This is a genomic window from Sulfurimonas sp. C5, from assembly GCF_029872055.1.
GTDB lineage: Bacteria > Campylobacterota > Campylobacteria > Campylobacterales > Sulfurimonadaceae > Sulfurimonas.
Genome location: NZ_JARXNQ010000002.1, coordinates 229,841 through 242,579, shown reverse-complemented (window position 1 = coordinate 242,579; position 12,739 = coordinate 229,841). Strand labels below are relative to the sequence as shown.

Annotated in this window: 13 protein-coding genes; 6 read left to right on the top strand and 7 right to left on the bottom strand. The window is 34.7% G+C overall.

Annotated features, from left to right (window positions below; translation table 11 throughout):
• The first annotated feature begins 4 nt into the window (after positions 1 to 4).
• The gene (locus tag P6N22_RS05530; RefSeq protein WP_280330947.1) at positions 5 to 946 is read left to right on the top strand and encodes a DUF234 domain-containing protein; all 942 of its coding nucleotides are present in this window, start codon (positions 5 to 7) and stop codon (positions 944 to 946) included.
• Here the strand turns inward: P6N22_RS05530 and P6N22_RS05525 are convergent.
• Entirely contained in the window at positions 939 to 1,742 is an 804-nt protein-coding gene (locus tag P6N22_RS05525; RefSeq protein ID WP_280330945.1) for a J domain-containing protein, read from the bottom strand. The genes P6N22_RS05530 and P6N22_RS05525 overlap by 8 nt on opposite strands.
• 171 nt (positions 1,743 to 1,913) lie before the next feature.
• On the opposite strand from P6N22_RS05525, the gene purF reads away from it, so the two are divergent.
• Positions 1,914 to 3,269: an amidophosphoribosyltransferase gene (gene purF / locus P6N22_RS05520; protein WP_280330944.1), complete on the top strand. Its 1,356-nt coding sequence runs from the start codon at positions 1,914 to 1,916 to the stop codon at positions 3,267 to 3,269.
• A complete protein-coding gene (locus tag P6N22_RS05515; RefSeq protein WP_280330943.1) occupies positions 3,269 to 4,228 on the top strand; it encodes a TIGR01212 family radical SAM protein in 960 nt (319 codons plus the stop codon). The genes purF and P6N22_RS05515 overlap by 1 nt, the downstream gene beginning before the upstream one ends.
• Here the strand turns inward: P6N22_RS05515 and P6N22_RS05510 are convergent.
• The 6 genes from P6N22_RS05510 to P6N22_RS05485 form a co-directional block, all read right to left on the bottom strand.
• The gene (locus P6N22_RS05510) at positions 4,225 to 4,773 is read right to left on the bottom strand and encodes a DUF2393 family protein (protein WP_280330942.1); all 549 of its coding nucleotides are present in this window, start codon (positions 4,771 to 4,773) and stop codon (positions 4,225 to 4,227) included. The genes P6N22_RS05515 and P6N22_RS05510 overlap by 4 nt on opposite strands.
• Entirely contained in the window at positions 4,770 to 5,285 is a 516-nt protein-coding gene (locus P6N22_RS05505) for a DUF2393 domain-containing protein (protein ID WP_280330940.1), read from the bottom strand. The genes P6N22_RS05510 and P6N22_RS05505 overlap by 4 nt, the downstream gene beginning before the upstream one ends.
• A gap of 5 nt (positions 5,286 to 5,290) precedes the next feature.
• Positions 5,291 to 5,974: a bifunctional phosphoribosyl-AMP cyclohydrolase/phosphoribosyl-ATP diphosphatase HisIE gene (hisIE, locus tag P6N22_RS05500; protein WP_280330938.1), complete on the bottom strand. Its 684-nt coding sequence runs from the start codon at positions 5,972 to 5,974 to the stop codon at positions 5,291 to 5,293.
• 2 nt (positions 5,975 to 5,976) lie between these two features.
• The gene (locus P6N22_RS05495; protein ID WP_280331128.1) at positions 5,977 to 7,071 is read right to left on the bottom strand and encodes an SPFH domain-containing protein; all 1,095 of its coding nucleotides are present in this window, start codon (positions 7,069 to 7,071) and stop codon (positions 5,977 to 5,979) included.
• Between the two features lie 147 nt (positions 7,072 to 7,218).
• Complete coding sequence (locus tag P6N22_RS05490; RefSeq protein WP_280330936.1) at positions 7,219 to 8,139, bottom strand: branched-chain amino acid transaminase; 921 nt, start codon at positions 8,137 to 8,139, stop codon at positions 7,219 to 7,221.
• Positions 8,140 to 8,410: 271 nt separating this feature from the next.
• On the bottom strand, positions 8,411 to 9,622 hold the full coding sequence (locus P6N22_RS05485) for a hypothetical protein (RefSeq protein WP_280330935.1): 1,212 nt from the start codon (positions 9,620 to 9,622) through the stop codon (positions 8,411 to 8,413).
• Positions 9,623 to 9,773: 151 nt separating this feature from the next.
• Between P6N22_RS05485 and P6N22_RS05480 the strand changes: the two genes are divergently transcribed.
• From P6N22_RS05480 to pstS, 3 genes are all read left to right on the top strand, one after another.
• Positions 9,774 to 10,088 carry a hypothetical protein gene (locus P6N22_RS05480; RefSeq protein WP_280330933.1) on the top strand — a complete coding sequence of 105 codons (315 nt, stop codon included), beginning with the start codon at positions 9,774 to 9,776 and terminating at the stop codon, positions 10,086 to 10,088.
• Between the two features lie 263 nt (positions 10,089 to 10,351).
• Positions 10,352 to 11,551: a putative porin gene (locus P6N22_RS05475; protein WP_280330931.1), complete on the top strand. Its 1,200-nt coding sequence runs from the start codon at positions 10,352 to 10,354 to the stop codon at positions 11,549 to 11,551.
• Positions 11,552 to 11,688: 137 nt separating this feature from the next.
• Positions 11,689 to 12,693 (top strand): phosphate ABC transporter substrate-binding protein PstS, encoded by a 1,005-nt coding sequence (pstS, locus tag P6N22_RS05470; RefSeq protein ID WP_280330929.1) that lies wholly within the window; start codon positions 11,689 to 11,691, stop codon positions 12,691 to 12,693.
• The last annotated feature ends 46 nt before the right edge of the window (positions 12,694 to 12,739 follow it).

The window sequence follows — 12,739 nt, the reverse complement described above, 5'->3', positions numbered from 1 at the left end:
TTCCATGACAAACTTAAGGCTTCTTGAGCAGTTTCGCTCGTTTTACTTTAAAAACTATCCCGATGATATGGAAACACAGATCTCTTACTTCGCTGTTTTCGGCGGACTTGACTGGGATATTGACACCACAAAAAGCCTCAAAGAACTTATCCACACTTTAGTACTGGAAAACTTTGACGAACTCTATGAAAAAGTGCAGGAACTTACACTCGGTGATAAATCCTACAAACGCTTACTTCGTGCTTTGGCAGTCGGTGATCGCAAAATCTTTTCAGCTTTTAACCGGGCAGGATTAAATAACGGTAATGGTGGTGCTGCACTGAACTACTTGCAGGAAAAAGGTCTTATCGAAATGGAATACTCTCGTGAAGTCCATCCAAGACAAGAGTCTCCCAAAGCAAAACTCAAACGTGCAGATGCAAAACACAGAATTTCTCATAAAGTCTTTTTTACTTATCCTTTTATACGCTTTTGGTTTTATTTTATAAGTCCCAATTTTAAAGCTATTCAAGAAGGAGATTTTGAAAAAGTACTGGAAGACTTTGAGCTTAGACATAACTCATACACAAGTCTTGTATATGAAGAGTTATCTGAACTGTTACTAAACTATAATCTTAGAGATGCGCATATTATCAGCTCAGGAAGTTATTGGGATGCCAATGTTGAGATAGATATCTTGACAGTAACAGAAAATCAGAGAATATACGTAGGTGAATGTAAGTGGACAAATCACAAAATAAATAAAAAAGAACTGCATAAGATCAATGACAAATGTCAAAGACTTAACATAGTCCCTACCCAGATCGTGCTTTTTTCAAAAAGAGGTTTTTCCAAAGAACTCGAAGCGATGGCGGGGGTAAACCTGGCACTTTATTCAAGTGAGGATTTTAAAGCACTTGTCAAAAGCAACCCAAAAGGTTCCAATCCAAAAATGCTTTTTAGCTAACAATCCTTAATGCTTCATATGCTTCTTGTAGAAGCTGGAATTTATTCGTGTAATGTTCCACCATATGAGGTGCTTCATGGAATACTTTATCGGGATGATACACTTTTGTCAGCTTCTTATAACTTTTCTTTAATGCATCTTGACTCGCACCTATCGGGCATTCTAAGATCGTATAGAAGTGTTTTTTCTCTTCTATAGTATTCTCTTTTACAAGATCACCAAAGCTGAAACTTGCAAAGTCACTATAGAGTTTTGACATAAACTTATTATCGAAAGTGTACTGAATTTGATAGTGGAGAATATGCTTTTTATTGAGTGCTTTTTCCAATCTTGATTTCGCTTTAAAGTCACTCACGTCAACAACAAGTGAAATATCCGTCCCCCTCTCAACATAAACTTCAAGTTGTGAACGCATATAATTTATTATCCAGGCATTTGGTTGGTCAAGGGATATAAGTACTGTATTTTTATCGTATGCATAAAGGTTAACCTTTACGGTTTCAGGTTCTTCCATTTTATTCATTACGATTTTAATAGGTTGAGAACCGTACTTGAGCATTGAACGGAGAAAAAATTGATGATTGAAGTCGTGCACTTTTGCATGATGTTCACTCAGTTTATGTAAAAAATCTTCTCGAATTTGCTTTAAAGACTCATTTCTAAATACCAAAACAGCTTTAGGCAAAAAGAGCATGCCACGTGTGTGATGGTTTAAAAATTCCCGCATCCACGGTGTATTTAGAGTATCAAAGTCTGTAGTAATAAGAATAAGATTGTCGCGTAGTACGATATCCATATTGCCTACCTCTTTAGTTTGATGTCTTAAAAAAGCAAATATAGTTCCAATTATTATATCTTAAAACTGTCTTGTTCGAAAGATCTACGAAATTCTTCTTTCATCTTCTTTATAGTTTTTTTGAGTATAATTGCAATATTAATTTAAGTAGAAACAAACAAGGACTCTATTTTGCGTGAAAACATGAATGAAAAATGTGCAGTTGTTGGGATTTTTGGTCATGAGGAAGCTTCTAAACTAGCTTATTTCTCTCTCCATTCTCTCCAACATCGTGGTCAAGAAGCTGCAGGTATCTCTTCTGCAGACGGTCAAAAAGTACACACTATCAAAGATCGCGGTTTAGTTATGAAAGTTTTTAATGAGAAAAAACTAGAAACTTTAAGAGGAACTAGTGCAGTAGGTCATACAAGATACTCAACTGCAGGTGATGACTCAATCTTAGATGCACAACCAGTTTTTGCAAGATACGATCTTGGTGAAATGGCAATCGTTCACAACGGAAACCTTACAAATGCTCAAGAGGTAAGAGACTCTTTAATTGAAAAAGGTGCTATTTTCCAAACATTTATGGATACGGAAAATTTAATTCACCTGATTGCAAAAAGTTCAAAAGAGAAACTGCTTGACAGAATTATCGATGCAGTTGAAAAAATCGAAGGTGCTTTCTCATTAGTATTTTTAAGTAGAACAAAAATGTTCGCTATGCGTGATCGTCATGGCTTTAGACCACTAAGTCTTGGTCGTTTATCAAACGGTGGATACATAGTTGCTAGTGAGACATGTGCATTTGACCTTGTAGGTGCTACTTTTATCCGTGACGTAGAACCGGGTGAATTACTTGTGTTTGAAGAGGGAAAAGCACCTCAAAGTATTAAAGTATTTGAGCCTACTCCAAAACACTGTATTTTTGAGTATGTTTATTTTGCTCGTCCGGACTCAACTGTATTTGGTCAGTCTGTGTATAAAACAAGAAAAAATATGGGGAAAGAATTAGCGAAAATTGAGCCAATTGAAGCTGATGTAGTTATCCCTGTTCCAGATGGTGGTGTTCCTGCTGCAATCGGTTATGCGCAAGAGAGTGGTATCCCTTACGAAATGGGTATCATGAGAAATCACTACATCGGCCGTACGTTTATCGAACCTACTCAAGAGATGCGTGATCTTAAAGTAAAAATGAAACTTTCTCCAATGCCTGAAGTAATTAAAGGTAAACGTGTAATCGTGATTGATGATTCTATCGTTCGTGGTACTACTTCAAGAAGAATCGTTAGAATGCTAAAAGAAGCAGGTGCTGCTGAAGTTCATATGCGTATCTCTTCTCCACCGACAACAGATCCATGTTTCTACGGTGTTGATACTCCGGATAAAGATAAACTGATCGCAGCAAATATGAGTGTAGATGAGATCTGTAAATATATTGAAGCAGATTCATTAGCTTATCTTGATGAAGCAGCATTACTTCGTAGTGTAAATGCTGAAGAAGAGACATATTGTACAGCTTGTTTTACAGGTAAATATATCGTTTAATGCAACAAATCTATACATTTGGCAGCTACTTAAAAGATAAGTTTGGCTGCAAAGTTTATAAAGTTGGTATAAACATCTCGGGATTTACATGCCCAAATATAGATGGAACAGTAGCAAAAGGGGGTTGTACCTTTTGTGAAAATGACTCTTTTAGTGCTAGTACCGATCAGGTACAAGAATTAAAAGGGTTTCATCTCAATCTCAATTCTCAAGAAAATCCTTTTTTAGAAAAACAGCTTTTACAACTTGAACAGCAGTTTCAAGCAATCTCGGCAAGACAAAAAAAAGAGTACGGGGCTGAAAAGTTTCTTGTATATTTTCAATCATTTACAAATACCTATGCTCCTTTTGAAACCCTCAAAGCACTTTACGATAAAGCCTTAACATTTGAGAATGTTGTAGGTCTGAGCATCGGGACAAGAAGTGATTCTATTACAGATGAGACCTTAGAATATTTGTCTGAACTCTCACGTAAAAAAGAGATCTGGATTGAATTTGGAATACAATCGGTTTACGATGAAACATTAGAGCGTATCAACCGCGGACATGACAGTGCAAATGTAAAAGAATGGATACTTAAGTCAAAAGCAGCAGGCTTACATGTTTGTGGGCATCTTATCTTCGGTTTACCGGGTGAGACTCAAGAAATGATGTTAGAGACTGCAAAACAGGCATATGAATGGGGTATAGACTCTGTTAAATATCATCCTCTTTATGTCGTTAAAAGAACAGCACTGGCGAATGAGTATGCACGTGGAGAGTTCCAGCCCATCAGTGAAGAGCTTTACCTTGATACTCTTTTAAAAGCAATTGAGATGAAACCTGCTAATGTCAACGTACAAAGAATCACTGCAGGGATAGATGACAATTCTCTCTTAGCACCACAGTGGTGTAGAGATAAAAATGAGCAAGTACGACATATTAATGCTGCTTTGAAAAAAGTAGGCTTAAAATATTAGTGAGCTTTGACACTAACAAAATCTGATACGTTTCTAAAATAAGGCGGGTAATCAAAGTATACTCTGAACTGTTTTGCTTTGCCTGCACCTAATTTCTCTGCAATTACAAACTCTTTAGTTATAGTTTGAGGTTTATCTTTATCTATTCCCATCCCTTCATTCAGGAATTTAAATAAGCCTGTTGATTGAAAAAAGTTTTCACCTTTTACATTACCTGTAGCATGACCACGGTTTACAAGCTTTATTTCAATTGTTACTTTTCCAATCGTAAAATTTCCTGTGTTTTGTACAATACCCGTGTAAACTATCTTCTCAACAGATAAAAGTCGTTTATTTTTTAATTTAGAGAGCTGAACTTTCTTAGTATATTTATCAACAACAATCACACTTAATATAAATAAAAATAGAGTAATAAGGGTTACTGAAAATAACATTGAAGTTTTTAATGAAGTCTTCTTTTGTTGTAGTGACTTATATACACCAAAGAGAAAAAGAAGAAATATTATAAAAAAAGTTATATAGTGTACGTAATTTAATTCGGTCATTGACAATCAGCCTCTAAAGAAATATTATAGTTATACTCATACTTAAATGGTTCAACAATGATTTTGAACTCTTTCGTTTCATTTTGTAAGAGTCCATCTATATCTATCGACATTTTTTGCAATGGCTTTAATCCATAGATGTAATTTTTAAATTTATTGCTTGAAGCTTTAAATACATAAGCGCTAACTCTACATTCTCTAAAATCTCTAGTTGAAATGTTTGTCACTTTCCCTTTTACAACTACCGCTTCAACAAAATTAAGTTTTTTTTGACTTAAGAATTCCACTTTGTTTTTAAAAATGTACTCGTGTAATTTTATATATCCATAGCTTGGGCCAAGGACTACAATAGTAAAAGCAAGAAGAACTAAGAATATGGCTGTTTTTAGTTTCTCTCTCATGAAAAGAGCTAAAACAATCAGAAGAATAAAAAGGACTAATATACTTCCAAAGAGTATAAAGTCCTGAGTAACGAGTCCATCAACAAAGTTTTGGAATTTACTGCTTCTCATCAGGACTACTTATCGTCCCTCGAATTTTTTTCAGCAATACCGCTCATACCGAAACGACGAGCAAGTTCTTGCTTGATACGATCAGGAGAGATGTTTTTACTTGCAAGGGCAACCAACATGTGATATGTCAGATCGGCTGCTTCATAAACCATCTCTTCTTCATCGTTGTCTTTGTGTGCGAAACAATATTCACCCGCTTCTTCGACAACTTTTTTAAGGATGGTATTTTCACCCTTATGTAAAAGTTTTGCCGTCCAAGATTCACTCGGATCTGAATTTTTACGCTCTTGGATAGTGTGATAAAGTGTATCTATTACACCATATGCAGCTGTAGTATCTACTTCTACTTCACTAATAGTTTCTCCACTCTCAAGCTCTGTAAAAAAGCAAGATTTTCTGCCCGTATGGCATGCCACACCTTCTTGTGTCACTTTGATCAAAAGAGTATCGTTATCGCAGTCGATATTAAATGAATGGATTGTTTGTATATGCCCGCTGCTCTCCCCTTTTTTCCAAAGTCTTTGTTTACTTCTAGAGAAATAGTGAGCTGTTTTTGTTTCCAATGAAAGTTTGAGTGCTTCTTTATTCATATAAGCCATCATAAGCACTTCATTAGTTGCCACATCTTGTACGATAACAGGAAGAAGCTCTTGCTTCTCCCAATCTATTCTATTTAATATCTCTTGCATTATTATTGTGCCGTAGATGTTCTTTGTTGAGCATTTTTCATATCTACCCAGATATTTGGTGTTGCTCCACCAGGCGTTAAGAAAATTTTAGCGTCTTTATTCTCACGAAGCGCATCATTAAATTGCCCTTGTACTTTAATCTGCTCTAATTGTAAAAGTTTCGTTGTTAATGACTTAGAAATTAAATCATTTGCTTTAGCACGAGATTTTGCTTCAATCATAACTGCATCTGCTTTACCTTGTGCTTCAATACGTGCTTTATCTGCAACACCTTGTGCTTCAGCTGCACGTTTTAATGCATCTTGTTTTGCACGTTGTACTTCTTGTTGTGCACGTTCAACTTCTTGCTTTGCAACTTGTACACGTTCAATTTGATCTTTTACTTTTTGTGGAAGTACTATCTCACGAAGTTGTACTGATTGTAAAATTGCAGGTGAGTTTTCTAAACCTTCAATGTTTTCTCTAATACCTGTTTCAATAGCACGAGCTATTGTATTTCTTTCACGAGGTAATAATTCAGCTTCATATTTACCTACAACATTACGTACCACGTCACGAACAACAGGATTGATGATTTTATCTTCCCAGCTAAATCCCCAGTTAGAGATTGTTTGTGCTGCTAATTGAGAGTTCAGACGATATTGAACAGTTAATTCGATGCTTACCGGTAAACCACGTTTATCAAGTACCGTAATAGCAGGTTTTGTTAAGATCCCTGAAGTATTTGAAGTAGCTTCAATTTTACTTGCATAGTTTATTACACGTACTTTTGTATCTACAAGATATACTTTTTGAATGATTGGGATGATGAAATGAAGTCCCGGTAAAAGTGCTTGGTCTTCATACTTACCATTTGTACTTAAAATACCTCTTTGTCCCTCTTCAATAATTGTAAAAGGTTTTGCAAGAACTAAAACAATTACAATAGCAATGATAAAATATAAAAGTCCCGCTTTTCCACCACCAAAGTTAAACTCAATATTAGGCATTTGAGGACCTTTTGGACCGTTATTGCCGCCACCTGAGTTTGATGATGTTTTTTTATAGCCGCTTTCACTTTTTTTCTTGTTAAAATAATCATTCATATCTGAGGCCATTTTAATACTCTCTTCTTTCATTTTAATCTTTCCTTCTTCCTTCTGTTTCTGACATCTTGATGTCAAACTTTTCAAGGAAACATCGCAAAAGCGAACGATTCCCTTGTTTTATGACCTGAGCGGTCTAAAAGAACTTACTTCTTTTACCTAGTCAATATATGTAAGGTAGTGCTCGTATTTCGCATTACGTCCAAAAACAATATCAAAATATGTACTTTGAAGTTTCTCTGTAATCTCACCACGAGAACCGATACCGATTGCTCTAGCATCAACTTGTGCAACTGGAGTAATTTCTGCAGCTGTACCTGTTAAGAATGCTTCATCTGCAACATATACTTCTTCACGAGTAATACGGCGACGAGATACTGTATATCCCATATCTTGTGCAATTTCAATAACAGTTTTTTGTGTAATAGATGCTAAAGCATTGTCACTTGGAGGTGTAATAATCTCACCGTCTTTGATCATGAAAAATGATGCACCGCTTGCTTCTGCAACATAACCTTGATCATCCAATAAAAGTGCTTCATCATATCCACAATCAATAGCTTCATATTTTGCCATTTGTGAGTTTAGGTAGTTTGCAGTAGCTTTTGCTTTACCCATATTTGAAGTATTAGCAGGTCTAGTCATAGAAGCAATTTTCAGCTTGATACCTTTTTTAAGACCCTCTTCTCCAAGATATGCGCCCCATTCCCATGCAGCCATTACAGTTTCAACAGGAGCATTTTTATGATAAACACCCATTACACCGTAACCTAAAAATGCAAATGGTCTGATATAAACGTTATCTCCAGTGAATTCATTTTTTCTAAGAAGTTCAATTTGTGCTTCATTCATCTCTTCAACAGAATATGGAATATCCATAAGTGTCATTTTTGCAGACTCTTTTAATCTTTTCGTATGGTCATTTAAACGAAAAATTGCATACCCTTTTGCAGTCTTGTATGCTTTTGTTCCTTCAATAACACCGTTTCCATAGTGTAGTGTGTGTGAAAGTACGTGTGTTTTAGCATTATCCCATGCTACAAATTCGCCATTCATCCAAATATATTTGGCTGCGTCCATTTAGTTTTCTCCAATAAGAATTACATATAAAATTGTGTTATTGTACCCTAAATGACGTTTAACTTATATTAAAAATTCTAGAGGAATAAAATGGGAGTAAAAAACTATTTTAAACTAAAAAAATATGCATTAAAAGTACTATAATTTACTTGAAGTTTTCAAAATATTAAAAGAAAATTTTTTTAAAAAGGGATTACAAGAAAGCAAGCGGGGTAAGGCTTGCTTCTTGCAGATTAAGGAGAAATGAAATTTGAAATTTGTTTTTTATATTTTAGAACTCAACTTGAGCAGTTAGCATATATTGAGTACCATTTTCGTTAGTATGAGCTGTATTAGTCATGTCACCTTCATTATCAGTAACGATAACGTTAGCTACCCATTGAACGTTTCTGTTCATGTCCCATGCGAAACCAGCGATATAAGATTTTTTCTCATATTCTTTTGTTCCAGATACAACCATTGCACCTTGGTTTGCTTTTGGAGTCCAGCTGTCATAACGACCAAGGATTCTATATTGTTTTTCAGCACCTAAACGGTATTCACCATTGAAAGAGTAACCTTTACCAGCTTGTTTAGAAACGTAAGTTGAATTCTCAGCAGTATCTTCAGATTTTACGTATTGAGCAGATAATAAGAATGATGGTTGGTTATATACAGTATGGAAACCGTAGAAAACTAAATCATCGTTTTTACCAGCAATTGCACCAGCTTTGTGTGCTTTATTGTATTGACCATAGAAAGATGCATCCCAATAAGTTAAAGTATCTTGCTTGTCTTTACCGTTAACACCAAGAATGTGAGCAGTAGTTCTCCACTCAAAACTCATGTCTGTTCCTGCTTGATATGCATGGTAACCTTCACCGTTGAAAAGACCGATATCAGCATCAAAATATTTAGTTTTTGTTTTTGTCATTACACCAAAGTCTGCTGAGTTAGATAAGTCACCATCTCTTTTTGACTCGATAAGTACTTTAGAGATATCACGGAAATACCAAGAGTTGTGCTCTTCATAGTCATGCCATGGTCTGTGAGCCAAACCGATTTCAACACCTGTATATGGAAGAATATCATTTAAGTATAAGTAAGCATATTTAGCACGGATTTTTTCATCTCCAGTCACATCTTTACTCATATCGAATGTTACACGATAGTATGATTTTGGATCATCAAGAAGATATGCTTTTAATTGAAAATATGCACGACGAATTTGAAATTCAGACGAGTCTGTTGAAGTGTTTTCAGTACCATCAGATAATGTTTTATCTCTATCATTATATACATAACCAAGGTATGTTAAACCTGAAAATTTTAATTTGTCAGCATGAGAAAATACTGAAGTTGAAGATTTAATCTCTGTACGACCTTCACCACCTTGAGTGAATACTTGACCATTTGCATCTTGGAAAAGTTTTACATCAGATGCTGAAGCAGCAGCTGAACCTAAAGTTAAAGCAGCTAATGCTGATAAAACAATTTTATTCATTTTTGAATTCCTTTTTTTCGTTTTTGTTTGTTCGGCGAAAGTATAAATTAGCAAGGTTACACAATGATTACAAAACAACCCTTATTTCGTAACCTTTTTGTAACCTTGCTGTTTTATTATTTCGCCAACAATTTACAAAAGGAGCAAAGTTATGAAATATAACAATATAAAAGAATTACTTTCTGTACTAATCTTTTCATTTTTAATCTTTGCCAATCCTATTGTAAATACACTTACTTTTGATATGACTAATGCTAGTAAAATCATGCTAGATATTGAAATGGAATCTGAAGAAGTAGAGTTAGAAGAAGCTGAAGAAGAAAATGAAGAAGAAAGCAAAAATGCATTTTTTCTTAGCTACTTTTCATTATCTAACATCTATTCTAATGGTGCACAACCAACATATCAAATCCAATCACATACATATCGCACTAACGCGTCTTTATTAAAACCTCCAATACTTTAATTCATACAACTTAATCATTCGTTATATTCAAAGTTTGACTTCATAGATAATGTTTTTCTATGTTTGTTCACCTTTTTGGATTCCTTGTCTATGAATTCAGCTTTGCAATATACACAAAATTTTTCACTGTTATTCAAGGCTAAATTCATAGATAACGTTTTCGTTTGTTTGTTCACCTTATTGAATTCCTTATCTATGAGTTCAGCTTTGCATATACAATGTTTACAAAGCAAAAAAATAAAATAAAAAAAGGAATTCATAAAATGAATAAAATTGTATTATCAGCTTTAGCTGCTTTAACTTTAGGTGTGGTTGCTGCAGAAGCAACTCCAAATCCAACTCTTGAACCAAAAAATGTTGCTAAGGTAACTGGTATTGAGCATGATATTCTTGAAAGAATCCATTTTTCAGGTGACTTGAGATTAAGATATGAGAGTAAAGAAACGTACTACAGAGATGGTACTGAGACTACAAATAAGTACACTTATCACAATAGATATAGATTAAGATTAATTGGAGCTGTAGATTTAACTGAAAATTTAACATTTGAAGCTGGAATGAGAAGTGGATATGCAAATCCAACTTCAGGTAATCAGACATTTTCAAATGACAAAGCTTTAAGTGATTACATGTGGCAATCAATGAGATTTAATATTTTAAACCTTACATATAAAAATGGAGACTCTACAGTAAAAGTTGGTAGACACCCGTATATGATATATAGACCAATCAAGTCACAGCTTATTTGGGATAACGACTTATCGTTCAATGGTTTAAGTTATAACTATGAAAATGACTCTAGAATCATTAACGTAGGTGCTAATCAACCAACATATGCTGAAAGAATCAACTCAAGAGATAATGTTAATCTATATTTTGCACAATATGTTGAGAAAATGAAATTTGACAACTCTCAATTAAACTTAGGTGCAGGTATTTATTACTATGACGGTTTAAAAGGGAATACTGCTATGTATTATCCTGAAGACGATGGTAAAAAAATGGGTAATACATTTGTAACAGATTTATCTGGAGCTGATGTATATGAAAACGATTTCCACATTGTTGAAGGGTTTGCAGAGTTAAAATTTAAAGATGTATTTGGTAAACCTTTTACAGTTGCTGCTGGAGTAGCATACAATGCTGCAGCAAGCAATAAAAACTTTGGATATGATTTAGCTTTTCAAATAGGTAAAGCAAAAAATGTTCATGATTGGCAAGTGAAGTATTCTTATACTGATATTCAAGAAGATGCTGTACTTGGTGATCATAGTGACTCTGATAACTTCGGTGGTGGTAGTGCTGCTAGAGGACATGCGATTAGAACAAAATATAAATTTGGCAAAAATACATACCTTGCTGGAACATTCTTTTATAACACACTTTATGGACAAAGAAATGGTTCTACTAAACCAGCTGCAGACTATGAGCGTGTGCAATTAGATGCAATTATAAAATTCTAATAAACAAATTTCAAATTTCATTTCTCCTTAATCAATATATCCAGACTCTGTCTGGGTATACTCTTCATATGTAATCAATCTGTAACCTTATTGTTTTATACTTTCGCATCTTAAAAAAAACAAGAAGGTAATTCAAAATGACAAAAATGGTTAAAATTGCTCTTGCTGCAACAGTATTAGCTGGTGGCTTAAGTGCTAGTGATGTTATCAAAGGTAGTGGTGCTTCTTTCCCTTATAGTGTTTACCAAAAATGGATTAAAGCATACAACAAAGAAACTGGTGTAAAAATTGACTATATCAAAAAAGGTTCTTCAAAAGGAATCAAAGATGCTCAAGCACGTGCAGTTGATTTTGCTGGAACTGATGCTCCTCTTTCTCCAAAAGACTTAAAAGAAAACAAACTTTACCAATTCCCTGGTGTAGTTGGTGCTATCACAATGGGTTACAATGTTCCAGGTCTTGAAAACCTTCAATTAAGCCGTGACGCTATCGTTGCAATCTCAAGCGGTAAAGTTGCTTACTGGGATGATGCAGTAATCGCATCTGCTAACAAAGGTATGAAACTTCCACACGAAAAAGTAACTTTCGTTCACCGTGCTGACGGTAGTGGTACTACATACAACTACACTTACTTCCTTTCAAAAGTATCTAAAGACTGGAGAGCTGAATTTGGTGCGAAAAAAGCACTTAACTGGCCAGGTTCACAACATATCGGTGGTAAAACAAACTCTGGTGTAGCTGCACTTATCAAACAAACTCCATTCTCTGTTGGTTATATGGATTATGCTGATGCTAAAAACAACAATATTGCAATGGCTGCTGTAGAAAACAAAGCTGGTAAATATATTAAACCAGAACTAAAATACTTCCAAGCTGCTGCTGCTAAAGCTGATTTAAATCCTGCTAAAGATTTCTATGCAGTAATCGCTGACCCAGCTGGTGAAGATTCTTACCCAATGGTAGCTGCTACATTCATCTTAGTTCCAGCAGAAAAAGCTGACATGGATAAAAAAGTAACTACATTCTATGCATGGTCATACAAAAATGGTCAAGAGATTGCTAAAAGTTTAGGTTTCGTTCCACTTCCTGAATCTTTAACAGCTAAAATTGACACATACTGGGCAGAAAAAGGTATTAAATAATACCTTTTTCACCCCCTCCCCTTTTTCGTGTAATCCTCTTGTAATC